This window comes from Fructilactobacillus myrtifloralis, from assembly GCF_024029335.1.
GTDB classification, from domain to species: domain Bacteria; phylum Bacillota; class Bacilli; order Lactobacillales; family Lactobacillaceae; genus Fructilactobacillus; species Fructilactobacillus myrtifloralis.
In genome coordinates this window covers 905,713-922,731 of sequence record NZ_CP097116.1, presented here as the reverse complement: position 1 = coordinate 922,731, position 17,019 = coordinate 905,713, and the positions used below count along the sequence as shown (strand labels likewise).

At 48.6% G+C, this 17,019-nt stretch carries 11 protein-coding genes and 1 riboswitch; of the genes, 6 read left to right on the top strand and 5 right to left on the bottom strand.

The window, feature by feature from the left end:
* Window positions 1-4: 4 nt before the first annotated feature.
* Both M3M35_RS04655 and M3M35_RS04650 read right to left on the bottom strand, forming a co-directional pair.
* Window positions 5-1,195, bottom strand: a complete 1,191-nt coding sequence (locus M3M35_RS04655; RefSeq protein WP_252749512.1) for a D-alanyl-D-alanine carboxypeptidase family protein — start codon at window positions 1,193-1,195, stop codon at window positions 5-7.
* Between the two features lie 129 nt (window positions 1,196-1,324).
* The gene (locus M3M35_RS04650; RefSeq protein WP_274706344.1) at window positions 1,325-2,635 is read right to left on the bottom strand and encodes an NCS2 family permease; all 1,311 of its coding nucleotides are present in this window, start codon (window positions 2,633-2,635) and stop codon (window positions 1,325-1,327) included.
* 159 nt (window positions 2,636-2,794) lie between these two features.
* Here M3M35_RS04650 and M3M35_RS04645 point away from each other — a divergent pair, with 159 nt between their 5' ends.
* From M3M35_RS04645 to addA, 3 genes are read left to right on the top strand one after another with little or no spacing between them, the layout of a single operon-like run.
* Window positions 2,795-3,361: an SDR family oxidoreductase gene (locus M3M35_RS04645; protein WP_252749511.1), complete on the top strand. Its 567-nt coding sequence runs from the start codon at window positions 2,795-2,797 to the stop codon at window positions 3,359-3,361.
* Window positions 3,358-6,915, top strand: coding sequence for a PD-(D/E)XK nuclease family protein (locus M3M35_RS04640; RefSeq protein WP_252749510.1), 3,558 nt, complete (start codon window positions 3,358-3,360; stop codon window positions 6,913-6,915). The genes M3M35_RS04645 and M3M35_RS04640 overlap by 4 nt, the downstream gene beginning before the upstream one ends.
* A complete protein-coding gene (addA, locus tag M3M35_RS04635; RefSeq protein ID WP_252749509.1) occupies window positions 6,908-10,630 on the top strand; it encodes a helicase-exonuclease AddAB subunit AddA in 3,723 nt (1,240 codons plus the stop codon). The genes M3M35_RS04640 and addA overlap by 8 nt, the downstream gene beginning before the upstream one ends.
* 51 nt (window positions 10,631-10,681) lie before the next feature.
* Here the strand turns inward: addA and M3M35_RS04630 are convergent, their stop codons facing one another.
* Window positions 10,682-12,064, bottom strand: coding sequence for a sugar porter family MFS transporter (locus M3M35_RS04630; protein WP_252749508.1), 1,383 nt, complete (start codon window positions 12,062-12,064; stop codon window positions 10,682-10,684).
* A 195-nt stretch (window positions 12,065-12,259) separates the two neighbouring features.
* On the opposite strand from M3M35_RS04630, the gene M3M35_RS04625 reads away from it, so the two are divergent.
* On the top strand, window positions 12,260-13,567 hold the full coding sequence (locus M3M35_RS04625) for an MFS transporter (protein ID WP_252749507.1): 1,308 nt from the start codon (window positions 12,260-12,262) through the stop codon (window positions 13,565-13,567).
* Between the two features lie 55 nt (window positions 13,568-13,622).
* On the opposite strand, the gene M3M35_RS04620 is transcribed toward M3M35_RS04625, so the two are convergent.
* Both M3M35_RS04620 and M3M35_RS04615 read right to left on the bottom strand, forming a co-directional pair.
* Window positions 13,623-13,889 carry a hypothetical protein gene (locus tag M3M35_RS04620; RefSeq protein WP_252749506.1) on the bottom strand — a complete coding sequence of 89 codons (267 nt, stop codon included), beginning with the start codon at window positions 13,887-13,889 and terminating at the stop codon, window positions 13,623-13,625.
* Window positions 13,890-13,991: 102 nt separating this feature from the next.
* Window positions 13,992-14,510, bottom strand: a complete 519-nt coding sequence (locus M3M35_RS04615; RefSeq protein WP_252749505.1) for a hypothetical protein — start codon at window positions 14,508-14,510, stop codon at window positions 13,992-13,994.
* Between the two features lie 184 nt (window positions 14,511-14,694).
* On the opposite strand from M3M35_RS04615, the gene M3M35_RS04610 reads away from it, so the two are divergent.
* Both M3M35_RS04610 and M3M35_RS04605 read left to right on the top strand, forming a co-directional pair.
* Window positions 14,695-16,071 carry a purine-cytosine permease family protein gene (locus M3M35_RS04610; RefSeq protein ID WP_274706369.1) on the top strand — a complete coding sequence of 459 codons (1,377 nt, stop codon included), beginning with the start codon at window positions 14,695-14,697 and terminating at the stop codon, window positions 16,069-16,071.
* Between the two features lie 23 nt (window positions 16,072-16,094).
* A riboswitch (TPP riboswitch) is annotated at window positions 16,095-16,183 on the top strand.
* 103 nt (window positions 16,184-16,286) lie between these two features.
* Window positions 16,287-16,853, top strand: a complete 567-nt coding sequence (locus M3M35_RS04605) for an ECF transporter S component (RefSeq protein WP_252749503.1) — start codon at window positions 16,287-16,289, stop codon at window positions 16,851-16,853.
* The last annotated feature ends 166 nt before the right edge of the window (window positions 16,854-17,019 follow it).

Sequence of the window (17,019 nt, the reverse complement as noted above, 5' to 3'; positions counted from 1 at the left end):
ACGATTAGTTCACTCTTTTAGTTTGAATTAATTTGGTTGACCCCCAGTAAACGCCGGGATGTTCCAGTTTCTGGGACTGGGCGTGCGGATGCTTAATGGTGGAAAGATTTTGGATGCGTTGGTGCGTTTTCAGCTCCATTGGCTGGGTTTGCTCTAGGACTTGGGTAGCCGCGGTTACACTGGTTTGAAAGCGGGGAAACCGACTAATGTAGTTGCCAGCCCCGTTTACAACCACGATCAGTTCATGACCAGCCTGATCTTTCATTAAAGCGGCCACGCCTCCACCGTATTTGGGAGTTGAGCCGGTTTTAAAGTTCTTAAAGGTTAAGTTTAAGGGATTACGCAGGTAGGGCCGGGTCCCCTTCCGAAACCGGGAAAATTCAGTGGGTTTGGCCCGGGTTTCCTGTTCGGTCGGATGATAAACGAGCTCGTCGGCTTGAAAGTCTTGTGACATTGCCGGATCGAGTTTGAGATTTTGATAAGTCACTTTGGCAACCTGGGCAACACTAGCCTTGTTTTCTGCCGTGAACTTTTGGTGGGGAACTTCATAAGCTCCCGCGTTGCGATTGAGTTGGCCGGCGGCGTTATACCACTGGGAATCCGTTAAACGCAGTTCTTTGGCCCACTTCTGGAGGGCTTGTTGTTGGGTTAAGCGAGGTGGTTTAACGAAGTCTGCTAATGCAAAGGCGGCATCGTTGGCCGACAGCGTGTACATTGCATTGAACAGGGTGCGCACCGGGAGCTTTTGCCCCTCATGGACGTCTAAATGGGCATAGACATTGGGATCCTTTTTGGACCAGTCCGACTTTTTGGTAATGGGTACCATGGTTGACCAACTAATTTTTTTCGCCCGGATTGCTTTTAAGACCGCGTTGGCTGTCAAAATCTTGCTTTCAGACGCGATGCCCACTTGGCGGTGAGCATTCTTCTCCCCTAGAATTTGACCGGTATGGGCATCAATTACAATTGCTTCTTTGGCGCTGGTTTTGAGCGGAATCGGATTTGCCGCCGTGATGGTAGGCGAGTTTTTAGAGACCTTCACGGTTTTCGGGGTGCGTTTAACCGCTGGTTGGTGGAGTTGGTAGGCTAACCCACCAGCTCCGAGAACCAGGATGATCCCGCCTCCAAGGAGCCATTTCCAGGTTCGTTGCCACAGCGAGCGCCGGTTTCCGGCTGATTGTAAGTATTTTGGCATTAAGTAAGAGCTCTTTCTATAAAAAAATTTAGTTAATTAACGACAATACCCTTATTATAGCAATCACAGGTGCATTTTTCGAGGGGACAAAAAAGTCCCGGTTCATAACCCGGGACTTTTTACTAAAACTTAATTTTTAAGGATTAGGAAGAAAATCAGAAAGACAATTGCAAGAGCGTACATCATCCAGCCAACTTCCTTGCCCCGCTTGGCAGCAATCATAGTGATTGGGTAGGCCATAAAACCGAGGGCAATCCCATCCGAGATACTGTAAGTGAGGGGCATCCCCACGGCAATCAAGAACGCTGGGGCAGCCAGTTCAAACCGGTTCCAATTGACTTGGGCCAGTGATTTCGCCATGAGCACGCCGACGATGATGAGGGCTGGCGCGGTGATTTGACTGGTAATGACCGCAAGGAGCGGAGAAAAGAAGAGGGCAAAGATAAACATAATGCCAGTAACGATGGCTGTAAAGCCTGACCGTCCGCCCACGGCGATTCCTGCTGAGGATTCCACGTAGACGCTCATGGGCGAGGTCCCGAGTAGTGAACCAAACAACATGGTAGTGGAGTCCGCTGCGAGCGCGCGTCCGACCCGTGGCATGCGGTTATCCCGCATGTAACCAGCTTGTTCAGCGAGTCCGATTAGGGTTCCGGCCGTATCAAAGAAGGTTACTAATAAGAAGGTCAGCACGACCACGCAGAGTTGGGGCGTATTAATCTGATTTAAATTGAACAGGCTTACTAAGAACGTGGACTTAATGCTGGGAACGCTGGCGACAAGGGCGTTCGGGATCTTAATTAACCCCGTGGCCATTCCGATTACGGATGAAATTACCATGCCGACGAAGATGGCACCGGGAACCTTCGCGCTCATTAGGAAGAGGGTAATGACTAGCCCAGCAATGGTTAGGAGCGTGAGGGGATTTGTCAGGGAGCCTAAACTAACCAGGGTACTTTTGTTAGCCACCACCAGTCCCCCGTTATGAAATCCAATAAAAGCGATGAACAGACCAATTCCCCCACCAATAGCGGCCTTTAAATCGGTTGGAATGGCATCAATAATCTTTTCGCGGAGTTTCAAGGCCGTTAGGATGATGAAGAGGACCGAAGCGATTAAGACCCCGCTCATTGCGGTTTGCCAGGGAACCTTCATGCCGATGCAGACGGAGTAGGTAAAGAAGGCGTTAATTCCGAGCCCGGCGGATAATGCGAACGGATAATTGGCAATGACCCCCATTAAGATACAACCAAAGGCCGTGGCGAGGGCGGTCGCTGTGAAAACGGCGCCCTTATCCATTCCGGTGGCACCGAGGACGTCTGGATTGACGAATAGGATGTAAACCATGGAAATGAAGGTCGTAATTCCGGCGAGTGTTTCGGTCCGGAAATTAGTCCCTAACGTTTGAAAGTGAAAAAATGACGCAATTTTATTGCCCATAACGATCTCCTTTGCGGATAATGTTCGTGATTAAGTCTGAATATTACTATATAATCATACAACGACAGCCAAAATAATTCAAACCCGAACTTTATCCTTGATGCCAGCGTAACTAAAGCTCAGCGCGAAATGCTAAAATAGAGGGAACGAGGTGGAACAATGACAGACACAATTTTATTGGTGGGGCAGGGTCCTCTTACTGACTACGTGCAGGACCATTTGCAAACGCCCCAGACAAAGATTCTAACTAAGCGGCACCAATTAACGACGGCGACTGCTTACACTGATCTCCCTCCGCACCTGGCTGCGGTAGTGGTGACGGCCGGCCCAGCGGATGTCGATTTAGTGGTCACAGAGTTAGCGACGGCGCTTCAACGTGCCCACGTCGAGGTGCAGCGCTGGGTTTTCGTTTCTGCGGCTGGTGTTGACGGAGAGGTACGCGGGAACCGGGAGTATCCGGGAGTGACCGATGTGCGCGAATACTTCCGTGAACAGCGCTATGCCATTAAAATGATTGACGAAACGGAGTTGCCCTACACCATTTTACGGCCCGGGCGGTTAGTTGCTCGGCGGCGAGGACCGGCTCGCCTTTTTAAGGAGGGCGACCCAGTTCCAACGGGCGTTGTTTCATATGAAACAATCACGGAGCTAATTGCTGCTGCAATCGGCGGGAAGTACGCCAACCAGTCACTTGCGGTGGTGGAAACAGAAACGGAGGCACTATGAGCTTACAGTTTATCCTTGGACTTGCCAGTGCGGATCATTTTGGTCAAGTTGTCCAATCAATGCACCAAGCGGCAGAGCAGCATCCAGACGACCAGTACTTTCAAATTGTCCCGAATAACGTCAAGTTTGAAGCAGAACTGGGAACCCTCAAACGTTTGAACATGCACCAACGGGCAACCTACGCCCAAAATCAAATTCAAACCTTTTCGTTTTCCCGGTTAATTTGGTACTTTTTACGGGACCAACCGCCTTACCAGGTTCCACAATTGTCTCCAGTAGCGATTAACATGATTATTTTCCAAATTATTGCCAAGCACGAAGCTGATTTAACCATTTACCGGGGGGAAGGCAAACAAGCGGGCTTCATTCAGCAGGTGGCAGAACAACTAATGGAGCTGCAGCAGGGCAACCTGAGTCCCGATGATTTGCACCAGTTGCAGACCAACACCACTGGAGAACTGCGCAATAAACTGCACGACTTGGAGCTCATTTACCGGGCCTTTTTGCAGGCAACCGATGGTAAATACCTGTATCAAGCGGCCACTCTAGAACTACTAAATGAATATCTTTTACGAATGCCGGCTCAGCAATTAGAACAGTTGCACTTTTACTTTACCGGCTTTAGTGAGTTAACGGCGCAGGAAATACAGTTGGTCCACACCTTGATCAGAAGGGCCCACGTGGTAGTGGATTTAACGTTGGATCAACCTGTCCGCGAGGCGGCTCCCAGTCCAGAAGCCTTCTTTGCGCAACCCGGACGTTTATATTACCGGTTGTACCAATATGCCCGGGAACATAGCCGGATGTTGCCCGATCAGTATGCGCCAGCGCGGAACTTACAACCGGGGTTAACTCAATTAGAGGAGTACTGGATTAGCAGTAGCGAGTTGGAACGGAAGCTTCCGAAAGCCCCCGCAACGAATCCCAATCTGCACGTCTTCCAAGCGGCCACTCCTTTCGACGAGTTGATGAACGTTGCCACCAAGGTTCGGCAACTAGTTGCCACCGGGAAGTACCGGTACGGAGATTTCTTGGTGGTGGCTAGAAACCTGAGTGATTACGAAAACATCATTGATCCAATCTTTTCGATGCAACAAATTCCGTACTTCACGGATATTCAAAAGCAAATGGAAAATCACCCGTTGGTAGTACTGTTGCAGGCACTTTTTGCGATCTACAAGCCGAACCGGGCCCGTAACTACCGGTACGAAGACGTGATGAAGCTCTTGAAAACGGAGTTGTTAATTCCTAAACAGGATGAAAAACACTTTGAAGGGCTGGACGATTTTCGCTGGCAACTGGCTCTATGTGAAAACCTCGTCCTTAAAAACGGCTACTACGGGAAAAAATGGACGCAGCAAGCGGACTGGAAGTATACGACCGTCGTGGATGAAACCACGGGGGTCGTCGTGGACAAGAACCAGGCCGTTTCCCAGGCAATCAATCAGATTCGCCACTTTGTAAAGGACAACTTGCCACCGTTTTACCGGCGGCTGACCAAAGCACAAACGGGACGAGAAGCCGCCCAAATTCTCTATCAATTTTTGGTGAACCATGGGGTGCCAGCTCGGTTGCAAGAGTGGCAGCAGCAGGCTACGGAGGCCGGCAAGCTCCAGGAAGCGGGCCAGGCCGAACAGGTGTGGAATGAATTTTGCCACATTTTAGATGACTACGTGAACGTCTTGGGCGACCAGGAATTTGTCCAAGATGATTTCTTAGCGCTCTTACAAGCCGGGTTTGTGGGCGCTACCTACTCTCAGATTCCGTCGACCTTGGACCAGGTAACGATTTCAGAAATGGGACGGTACCACCTCCGGGATAAGCGGATTACGATCTTTGTGGGCGCTGATGACCACAACTTACCGGTGCGGATTGAACGCCAGAGTCTCTTGAGTGATGGGGATCGCGATCAACTGGGGGAACAGCTGGCAGCGGATCAATTTTTGGCCACCACCAGTGAAACTCAGATGGTGGCGGAGCCCTACGAGGATTACTTGACCTTTATGACGCCCCAGGACCAGTTGTATTTTTCCCACCACGTTGGCAATGGAGCCGATGATGCGTTGCTAAAACAGTCGCCCTACGTGCAGCGAATTCAGGAATTCTTTGGTCTGAACACTGAAACATTTCACGCTCAGCCGGATGCAACTAACCTCGATGTCCAGCCGTACCTTGGTTCCCCCCGGGCGACTTTGAAGTACCTGATTCCAGCGGCGCTCGCTAGTAAGAAACAGCGCCAGCCATTGAATCCCAGTTGGGCAACCATTCAAAAAACGTTAGAACAAGCAGTTGATCCCGCATTGCAGCGCCTGACGCGGAATCTGATGAGTAGTTTGAACTATCGCAATGAACCCACACCGTTGCAACCAGAGATTGTAACCGGCCTGTACGGGCAACGGATTTTGACCTCAATTTCGAAGTTAGAAGAGTTTTATTCCAATCCGTACGAATACTTCTTGGAATATGGGTTACGACTGAAAGAACGCGATGAATTTGAAATTAATGCGGCCGAAACGGGCTCCTTTTATCATGATGCGCTCGATCAACTGATGAAGGTGGTTAACCAGCAAAACCTAGAATTAGGTGAACTGGATAATCAGCAAATCAAAGAGTTGGTCACAGAGATTACGACCAAATTGATTGAGGATGACCGGACGCAACGCTACGAGATTCTGCAGAGTTCGGAGCGGATGAACTACTTAAAGGGTCAATTAATTCAGACGGTTAATGAGATGGCACAGACCCTGCGTAATCAAGCGCGGCACGTGCACATGCGCCCCCGGCAAACTGAGGTTTCTTTTGGCCCCGGTCAGCGCTACCAGGAGTTGCAATTTGATTTAGGTAATGAGCAACAGGTCGGCGTGCAAGGGCGGATTGATCGAATTGATGGCATGGACGTTGCTGGAACTGACTACTTAAACATCGTGGATTACAAGTCGAGTCAGCATAAGATGAACTTTGCCGAGATCTACGATGGGACCGCCATGCAGATGATGACGTACATGGACGCGGTGTTGAAGAACCTCGATTCTATTAGTGATGCGGACCAAGCCCAGCTGCTAGGAGCGCTGTATTTGCGCGTTTTTGATCCGGTGTTAAAGCCGGAGGATTTGGAGAACTGGCAGGATGCACAAAAAATTCAAAGTAGCTTGCTAAAAAAACATAAGTACAGTGGCATTTTACTGGCTGATCAAGATGTTTTGAAGTCATTGGGCGATCAGGACGTTAGCGAAATCTATCCGTTTGCCTTTACCAAAAATGATTCTTTTAATAAGCAGAAGAGTAGCGTCATTTCCCAAGCCGATTTGGATCGGGTAATTCACCATACAGAACAGTTGATTCAAACGGCTGGAAAAAGAATTTTTGCTGGGGATACGCGGCTATGGCCGGCCCGGTTTCAAGCTAGATCCACCATTACGAATTCACCTTACCAAGCCGTGATGCAGTTTGACCCGCTCCTAAAGGAAAATAACTATCGTGAGGTGGAGAATCTCAGCATGCAAGCAGTGCTGGACAAACTACGAGATGAACAGAAAGGAGACCGTCATGAGTGAAACCCAATGGACCCCGGGACAATTAGCCGCGATTCAGAATGATGCCGCTGGCAACATGCTGGTATCGGCCTCGGCTGGATCAGGGAAGACCAGCGTGTTAACCCAGCGGGTGATGCGGAAAATCAAGGCCGGCGTCGACGTGGACCAGTTACTGATTGTGACCTTTACGAACGCTGCGGCCCAGGAAATGCGGGAACGAATTCATGGGGCCCTGCAAACGGAACTGAAGCACACGCAGGATCAAGCGGAAAAACAACATCTAGTTCGCCAACTGCGGAAGCTGACCACGGCGCACATTGAAACCATGGATGCCTTTTGTCTGTGGCTAGTAAAACGGTACTACTACGTCATTAACTTGGATCCGGACTTTCGGATTTTAACGAACACGAGCGAACGGACGCTGTTACAAACGGATGTCTGGAACGATGTCCGTGAGGAATTGTATGGAAACGACCGGGATCACCGGTTTGCCCAGTTAACCCGCAACTTCTCCAACGATCGCAGTGATGACGGTTTGACTGATTTGGTGTTACGCCTGTACGAATTAGCGAACGTGAACCAGGACCCGGACCAGTGGCTTGATCAGTTAGGAGAATTTTACCGGGTTGAGGGAGCCCTGACGGATAGTCATCTGTATCGAGATTATTTATTGCCGGATTTACAGAACCAGTTGGAGCAGATGCTGGCTTCATACCGACAAGCGCGGCAATTAGCACATCAGGTTGGAATCGACAAAGTAGAGCAGTTTTTAGCGGCTGAACAGGACCAAATTGAAGCACTGGCAGAAAAGCTCGACTCCAGCAGTTGGAATCAGCTTCGGACTGCCTTTAACCAGCAAGATTTTAAACGCTTCCCCAGCGTTAAAAAAAATGACTCTGATGAAGACCAGGTAGCGGGCAAAGACCAATGTAAAAATTTGCGGGATGCCGTTAAAAAACAAATTGAAGCCATTTGCAAAAATTACTTTTGGACCGATGAAGCGAGTCTGCAGACGCTAAATGACGATGCAGCTCAGCTGATTCACAAGTTAATTGAGGTGGTGCATGCGTTTGCGACTCAGTATGCCACGGTGAAGCGCCACCGGCATTCCTACGATTTTACGGATATCGAGCACTTTGCGTTTCGAATCCTAACCAATCAGTCTGAAGCGGGAGTTTCCCTGCGGACGCAACTCCAGCAGCAGTTTAACGAAATTATGGTTGATGAATACCAGGATAATAATCACCTGCAGGATGCCATCTTAGGAACGATTAAGAATCCAGAGCACCCGAACCTCTTCATGGTCGGGGATGTGAAACAGTCGATCTATCGCTTCCGGTTGGCCGATCCACAGATGTTTATGGACAAGTATCAGACGTACCCGGACCCTGATAATCCTAATCAACTGATTACGTTGCCCGATAACTTCCGATCGGTAGCGAACGTGGACCACTTTACGAACCTCATCTTTGAACAGATTATGGACCGCTCCTTTGGAGAAGTTGACTACACTGGCGATGCTCAGTTGCAATTTGGGGCGAAGGATTATCCAGACGATTTAGACACCACCACGGAAGTAATGTTTTTGGCGGATGATCAGAACGATCAGCAAGAAACCCAGTTAACCAACGACCAACTTCAGATTGAGATGATTGCGAACAAGATTGAAACGATGATGAACGCTGGCTTTCAGATTTACGATCGCAAGTTGGGGCAAAAACGGCCCTTGCAGTATGGCGACATTGCGTTGCTATCCTCGACCAAGCGGAATAACTTTGAGATTGCCAGCATCTTTGCCGACCATCAAATTCCCTTGAACAGTGATGGAGCCGAAAGTTACTTTAAGACGGCGGAAATTCAAATTATGCTGTCGTTACTGCAAATCATTGATAATCCCGCCCAAGACATTCCGTTGGCAGCAGTGTTACGTTCGTCGTTAGTGGGATTAGACGAAAATGAATTAGCCTTCATCCGGATTACAAAAAAAACGGGGAACTATTATCAAGCCGTTTTGGACTTTCAAACAGAATACCAGGAACAAACCCAGACGGAGTTCGGCAATCGGGTGTTGAGCAAAGTTGACCAATTTTTGGAACAACTAACGAACTTACGTGATTACGCGACCAAGCATAGTTTGGCGGAACTAATCTGGGAGATTTACAACCAAACCGGGTTCTTAGACTACGTGGGGGGAATGCCAGCCGGTAAGAAACGGCAGGCCAATCTGCACGCGCTCTACCAGCGAGCAGAAGAGTATGAACGGAACGGATTCCAGGGGTTGTTCGCCTTTGTGCAGTTTATCAAGCGACTGCAAAAGGATGACAAAGACCTCGCGGAAGCTAGCGTCGACGTGGATCCGAACTCCGTGACCGTCAAAACGATTCACGGGAGTAAGGGACTCGAATATCCGGTAGTCTTTGTGATTGATGTTAACCACCAGTCCAATCAAAGTGAGTTTAGGGATTCGTTTGTGGTCGATGATCAGATCGGATTAGGGATTAAGTATTACTATCCCGACCGCCACGAGCAGGTCACCACGCTACAGTACTTGGCGATCAACAATTCGTTAAAACGGAAGGCGAAAGCCGAAGAAATGCGGAAACTATACGTGGCCTTAACCCGGGCCAAGCAGAAGTTAATTATTACGGGAATTGTTAAGGGAAATAACAAACAAACGGCCGAAGAAAGTACCCTGCAAAGTTGGTCGCAGGCAGGGCAAAGCCCGAACCTGGTGATTAACCAGGCAAATAGAAGTAGTGCCAAGAACTTCTTAACTTGGATTGGGATGGCACTGGTACGCCATCCGCAGTTGCAAGCGTTACTGGATGATGACCTGACCTTACCGGAGCTTCAGTCTGATCCAAGTGAATTTACGGTGGAATTTATCCAGCCGACGGAGCTAGAAGCAACCACCCCAGCGACTGAGTCCGCTACTAACGTAGAGTTCACTGGACCTGCTACGGAACCAGCGGAAATTAACCGGTTGCTGGAGTTTCAGTATCCGTTTGCGGATGCCGCGCAAACAACGGCGTACCAATCGGTGTCAGAAATTAAACGCCAGTTTGACGATCCGGATAACATTCAATTAGGGAGCGTCGCTGATGCGGGGCACCAAATTTTGCAACGAACCCGGTATCAGAGTGAGCAGTTTGCCCAACCGCAGTTCATGCAAACGGTCGCTAAGCCAACGCCCCAAGAGGTGGGAACCGCGACCCACTTGGTCCTGCAGAAACTCGACGTGACCCAACCGGTTACAGAAGAGCGAGTCGAAGCGTTAATTAAGGACCTAGTTGCGGGCCAGCTCTTAACTGCAGCGGTGGCGGAACGGATTAACCGGCAGTCCGTTGTAGCGTTCTACCAGACGGATGTGGGGCAACGGATTCTCCAATTCCCCGACCGGCTACATCGGGAGGTACCCTTCTCACTGATTATTAAAGCCCAACGACTCTTTTCGGAATTTAACAATGATCCGGAGCAACAGATTCTGGTTCACGGAATTATCGATGGTTATCTCGATGATCCAGAGGAAGGCCCACTTCTGTTTGATTACAAAACGAGTTTTGTGAATCCCGCGCATCCAGAAGCCTCGATTGAGCAAATTAAGGACCAGTATACCGGTCAGGTGAATCTCTATGCCCTGGCGCTGCAAGACATTTTGCACAAACCAGTGCAACAGAAGTACTTATACTTACTTGCAAACCAGCAGTTGGTCCCGATTACCACTAACGAAAAATAGCGTAAAAAAGCAAGCCAGCTCTACCTGGAGCTGGCTTGCTTTTTTGGTTGCTTAGGATTTGGTTTGGTTGGTGTGGTAACGGTGGACAAGTTCAGCTTCGATGGCTTCTAAGGATTTGTTGCGCGTTTCTGGAACAAAGTAGTAGACAAAGCCCCAGGAAAGGAAGGCAAAGACTGCGAAAATTGCGAAGGGACCACCGACGTTATTGTTAAACAGGGCGAGGGTGCTGAGGAAGAATTGGGAAACAATGAAGTTCGCAATCCAGTTGGCGGCTGACCCAATCGCGGTTCCGATCCCCCGGACCGAGAGGGGGAAGATTTCCCCGATTAACAGCCAGGCAATTGGTCCCCAGGAAATGGCGAATCCAAAAATGTAAACGGCAATTAACAGCATGGTTGGAATGGCTGCTACCCGGATGCTGAGGGTAAAGTTCAGGACCGCTAAAAGTCCGAGGGACAAGCCCATTACAATCGAGCCAAACATGAGAATCGTTTTGCGGTTAACGTGATCCATGATGAGGTAGGCCAGGATGGTAACGACAAAGTTCACCACCCCAATCCCAACGGAAATCCAGATGGCATTGGCAGCAGGGAAGTGAAAGCCCTTCATGAAAACTTGGGGGAGGAAGTAGATGACTGCGTTAATCCCCACCAATTGTTGAAAGAGCATGATCCCCATGGCCACAATCAAGGACGGGCGGGCGATTGTGAAAAGTTCCTTGAAGCCGCCCTTTTCTTGGTGCGAAACGGCTTGGATCTCGGCGATTTCTGCATCCGGATCAGTGGTACCATTGGCCCGCATCCGGTGTAAGACGGTTCGCGCTTCATCAACCTTCCCCTTTTCAACTAGGTAGCGTGGTGATTCGGGAAGTAAAATGCCCCCGATTAACAACAACAGGGCGGGAATTAGCGCTGAACCGAGCATCCAGCGCCAGTCCCGAATGCCTAAGAGGTTGTGGCCGAGAAAGGCGAGGTTAGAAACGTAGGCCAGTAAGATGCCGAGGGTTACCATGAGTTGAAACATGGTTCCTAACGAGCCCCGGTGTTCTTTATCGGCCAATTCAGCTAAGTAGGCGGGGGTTAGGGCGGAGGCACCTCCAACGGCTAGGCCTAAGATAATGCGGGCAATTACCATCGGAAGAAAGCCCGTCGCAACGGCGGACAATCCAGAACCAGATAAAAAGAGTAGCGCGGCGAGAATTAAAAGCCTTTTGCGACCGAAACGGTCGGAAAGTGCCCCAATCGAAAGGGCTCCCACGGCTGATCCGATTAGGACGGATGAGGTAATGAAGCCGGTTTGGGTGGTGTTTAAATGAAAATTACTTTCGATTAAAGGCGAAGCCCCGGAAATAATCCCGGTATCGAACCCAAAGAGCATTCCGCCAAGGGCGCCAAAGATAAAAATAAATGCGATGTTTAAATGAAATTTTTTCACAACTTTCCCTACTTTCTGGTGCAAATTTAGTTGGTTGCACGGTTATGAAGTTAATTGTAACCGCTTACAGAAAGCTTGGCAAGCCTATTTGTGAAAAATATTAATTTAATTGTGAATTAATAACGTGATTTCTGAGTTTGAATCCCCAGTAGGGGACCAGTACAATGGGAATAAACCTCTGAAAGGAAGTGCCCCATGTCAGCACCACAACCATTACCAGCCCTTAAGTTTCGCCAAATCTTCTGGTTGAGCTTTGGCCTTTTGGGAGCGCAAATGTCGTTAGGTCTCGAGAATTCGCAATTAGGGCGGTTATTTCAAACGTTTGGAGCGAGCCCCCAGTTGTTAGCGTTTCTTTTTCTGATTCCCCCGCTAACGGGCATGATTACCCAGCCCGTTTTAGGTAAATTTTCGGATGCAACGTGGCTGCCCCACGTGGGCCGACGCTTACCTTACTTGATTGGGGGAACGCTTTTGGCTGATGTCACGTTAGTGTTACTGCCCAATGCCGGAGACTGGGGCCTGTCAACCCCGTTAGTTTTAAGCATTGGTGCCACGCTGGTGTTACTGTACATTGTGGCCGCGAATGCTTGCGTTGCCCCGTTTAAAATTCTGATTGGGGACATGGTGAATAGTGAACAAAAGGGTCAGGTCACGTCGCTGCAAAGTATCATGGTAAACGGTGGGGGAATCCTCGCCGCCATCACCCCCTGGTTATTATCCCAACTGGGAATCGAGAACACAGCACCGGCTGGAGTAGCTCCGCTCACGATTAAATTAGTCTTTTACTTGGCGGCGTTGATCCTAACCGTTTGTACCATTTTGACCGTGTTGCATGTGCATGAATACGCCCCAGCAGAACTCGAACGGTACCAAGGACCACCGAGTCCTACCCAGCCGAGTAGCTGGGAACTAATTAAACAGGCACCGGCGATTTTTTGGGCAATTGCGTTAGTGCAGGGCCTGGCGTTTGTAGCCTTTGCGATCTTATGGACGTATGGGGCGGGGACAGTTGCTGCCAACGTTTACCAAGCAACGAACCCGGCGAGTGCGGCCTATCAACAAGGCGGGAACTTGTTTGGGGTTTTGTCAGGGATTTATGCCCTGGCAGCCTCTGTGATGGCCGTTGGACTAGCCCGGGTTCCTCGTCGCCATCAAGTTCGAGCGTTAGGGCTGACGTTAGCCGTTGGGGCCGTGGGCTTTGTGGGCGTCGGCCTCCTGCATTCGGTCATCGGGATGGTGATCGCCTTTATTTTAATTGGAGTCGGATGGGCTGGAATTATTATTTATCCCCTGGCCTTTGTGATGGATGCCGTTCCCGCCCAGAATGCAGGCGTGTACCAAGGGTTGTTTAATGCGCAGGTATGCGTACCCCAGATCGTTGCTTCGCTGTTCAGTGTGGTAATTTTGCCGTTGATTGGGAATTCCCTTCCAACGCTGATGTTACTTGGCAGCCTCTTTTGGATCGCAGGGACGGTCGCCGTGGGCTTAGTGAAGTTACCATAATGATGGAAGGCAGAAAAAAGCGCTCACCGAATTTCGGTGAGCGCTTTTTATGTAATTAGTTATTGTGAACGGTTTTAGCTTCCTTAAAGAAGCAAACGTATTCAAAGTAAGCTAGTAAGAGTGCGGAAACTAAGGCGCCCCAGATTCCAGCCATGTAGTATAGACCGAGCACAGCGGTAATTCCAACGGCACTAACCGTTAGGATTAAGGACCAGCGTTGCATGGTTGATAATTCTTGAGTATGTCCCATGAAACTAATTCCGAGGACCCCGGCACTAACAAAGCCAACGATTCCAATTAAAGCATGTAATAAAATAATCATAGTTTTTCTCCTTTCTTCCTTGTTTATACTTCTATTTTACCATGTTTCCGCTTACATGGGGGTGACGATTTCTGTTGTAAAAATGATTGCAAGAAAGTGAATCTATAGTTGCTGGCGAAGTTGTTCGTAGTAATTGTGCCAGTTATTTTTCGTTTTGCCAATGATGGGTTGTTCCAATAGATAATTTAATAAGGCTTGTTTATTTGGATGATCCAAGAAAGTGTATTTTTGCGGAGCAGTAAACTCGGTAAATTGTTCTCTGAGTTGAGTTAAGGGGAGAAGTGGGATTTGATAAGCCGTTTGAATCGGGATTATAACGCCGGTATTTTTCGGTTTAAAGTAAGAAAAAAGCTCACGATAATCATCGTTTCCGACGAGTGATCCGATGCGTGCTAAGCGATCAGCATCACTAACAATCGGTTGATCACACTGGATAAAGGTGGCAATTCCCCCTCCCTTGCCACTGGAATAAACGAAGGCTTGAAATGGATCATGGAAAAAAGATTTACGATATTCTATGACCTTGGTACCAAGGTTAATTTCAGTTACGTATTCCTGGTGAATTGAGATTAGCAATGTTGGTAACAGGGAATCATAGATTTCAAGAATTTTCGTTGGCATGTTCGCGCACCCCGCTTTCTGGATTAAAAAATTTGATTTAGGTAATTATAAGCTAATTCGTGTGGAGGGGAAACAATGCAGAAAAGACCGGGAAAGTTACCGTTTCGTAATTATCTCTGCTATACTAATAAAGACGATTATTGATATAAAACAGACACAAAATGTTAATATTTTGGAGGAAACTATATTGAATAATAGCAAACACGCGTTTCAAGTTATACCGGAAAACGAACGGAATATGAATTACTGGGATATGTTTGCAACCTGGTTTGGGGCGAACGCGAACAATGGAACCTGGTTTCTCGGTGGGGTCGTGGCCGCCTGTGGCTTAATCGGTGGGACCTTGGCCACGTTGATTGCCGGCGTGCTGGTCTACCTCTTTTTGAGTATGATGGGCTACGTTGGTTATCAAACAGGAGCTACCACCACGGTGCTTTCCCGGGGTTCATTTGGAATTCGGGGCAGTCTCATTCCCTCGTTAATCAACATCACCCTCTTCTTGGGCTGGACGGCCGTGAATACCTTTATTGCCGCCACGTCCCTCGCTTTTATTTTTCACAGCTTGTTTAAATGGCCGTTATTTGGCCAGCCAGGTGGAAACCTGGGAATGATTGTCGGGATTGCCATCATGAGTGTGTTGCACATTCTAAGTATTGTGGCCGGACAACGTTCCGTGCAGCTGGTGGAACGAATTGGGGTCATTTTAGTTATCATTTTTGTGATTTTAGAAACGATTGTGGTGTTTAAAAACGTTTCGTTGACCGACTTACTCCATTATCACGTTCCCGCATCCCAAAAGATGGCATTTGGCCTGGGCATTGATACGATTGCCGCCGCGGGACTAGGCTGGGTCACCGGTGGTGCCGATTTTACCCGGTTTACCCGTAGCAAACACGTGGCCGTTAGCGCACCATTCTGGGGGGCATTGCTGGGACTCCTTAGCTTTATCCTGATTGGGATTTGTACCACGATTAGCGTGGCGCTGACGTCGGGTAGTTACGATGCGAACAACTCTGATCCTAGTATTATTGCCAATAAGCTCGGCTTAGGCTTCATCGCCATGATCGTAATTGTGTTGACGAGCATGACCGCTAATGCCGTTAACATTCAGGCCGGCGCCTCCGCTTTGAACAATGTGTTTCACAAAGTGAGTTTTAATAAGGCCCTCGTGATCATCACCGTGGTTTCGATGTTATTGACCTTTGTGCCGTTATTGAGCGGAAGTTTCCTGGCGGCTTTCATTGCTTTTCTAGACTATACCGGGATGTTACTGGGACCAATCATCGCCATCATGTGTGTGGATTATTTCTGCCTGAACCGGGATAATTATACGCCAGAGACGTTGGCAAATCCAAAGGGTCCGTTGTGGTATCAGGGTGGCTACAATGTGATTGCCGTAGGAAGCCTAGTGCTAGGGGTCATCGTCTACCTGCTGTTGAAGCAGCTTCCGGTGATTCAGGCAACGATCGGGGCGACCTTTATTACAATGGCACTCTCGGCCGTGGTTTACTACGGCTGTTCCCGAGCCTTTGGTTTGGAAAAAAAGCACAGCATGCGGTAAAAAGTATGCTATACTAACGACATAATAAAAAGTTGGGGTGCCACGAGCTGAGATTAAACCCATTGAACCTGATGTAGTTAGAACTACCGCAGGGAACGATTATCGCGTTAGAAATGACGATTGTTACTAGTGCAATCTTAATTTGTCTTTCTGAAGCACTCAGCTGTGGTTGAGTGCTTTTTATTATGCAGAAATCACAAACGGAGGATAAAAGCATGAAGCATTGGTTAGCAGATTGGCATTTGAAAAACATTATTTTAGTTACTTTAATTGGAATTGTGACCGGATTAATTTTCTGGATTATGAATCCAATTTATACGGCGGTGACGGCTCTGTTGACGCCCATGGGGTTAGCACCATTTGCTGGGGCCGCGTTACTAGGTTTTTGGACCATTTCGGGACCACTGGCCTTGTTAGTAGTACGGATTCCCGGCTCCGGGTTGTTAGCAGAATTACTCGGATCTGTGGTAGAAATGCTCCTCGGTGGCATTTGGGGCGCAGCAACTTTGATATCTGGGGTCGTCCAGGGAGTTGGGTCCGAACTCGGGTTTGCGGTGACGGGCTACAAAAACTACAGTTGGCTGAGCGTTACGTTAACTTCGATTACGACGACCGTTGTGACGTTTGGGTTTCAGTTGTTGAAGCATGATTACGCTGGTTTTAGTGCTGGCCTAATTGTGGCGTTGTTTTTAGTGAGTCTGGTGTCAGTATTCCTCTTCAGTGGGGTGTTATCACTGTTGATTGCACGGATGCTGGAACGGGCACACTTGTTAGAAAAATAAAGTGGTAATTGGCATTTGAAAAAAGCGACCAGCACTGCTGGTCGCTTTTTTGTTTGGCTTTTTAGGAAGTTGGTTTCACATTCGAAACCCGGAAAATGGTTAGGCCTTTAAGCTGGAGGGTTCTTTTGCTCCTATTGGGGTGCTAATAAGGGATTGAACAGCAGTT

Coding starts and splice junctions, on each gene's coding strand:
- M3M35_RS04640 (WP_252749510.1), top strand. CDS start 3,358: ATGAGCTTACAGTTTATCCTTGGACTTGCCAGTGCGGATCATTTTGGT.
- M3M35_RS04650 (WP_274706344.1), bottom strand. CDS start 2,635: ATGGGCAATAAAATTGCGTCATTTTTTCACTTTCAAACGTTAGGGACT.
- M3M35_RS04655 (WP_252749512.1), bottom strand. CDS start 1,195: ATGCCAAAATACTTACAATCAGCCGGAAACCGGCGCTCGCTGTGGCAA.
- M3M35_RS04615 (WP_252749505.1), bottom strand. CDS start 14,510: ATGCCAACGAAAATTCTTGAAATCTATGATTCCCTGTTACCAACATTG.
- addA (WP_252749509.1), top strand. CDS start 6,908: ATGAGTGAAACCCAATGGACCCCGGGACAATTAGCCGCGATTCAGAAT.
- M3M35_RS04605 (WP_252749503.1), top strand. CDS start 16,287: ATGAAGCATTGGTTAGCAGATTGGCATTTGAAAAACATTATTTTAGTT.
- M3M35_RS04625 (WP_252749507.1), top strand. CDS start 12,260: ATGTCAGCACCACAACCATTACCAGCCCTTAAGTTTCGCCAAATCTTC.
- M3M35_RS04645 (WP_252749511.1), top strand. CDS start 2,795: ATGACAGACACAATTTTATTGGTGGGGCAGGGTCCTCTTACTGACTAC.
- M3M35_RS04620 (WP_252749506.1), bottom strand. CDS start 13,889: ATGATTATTTTATTACATGCTTTAATTGGAATCGTTGGCTTTGTTAGT.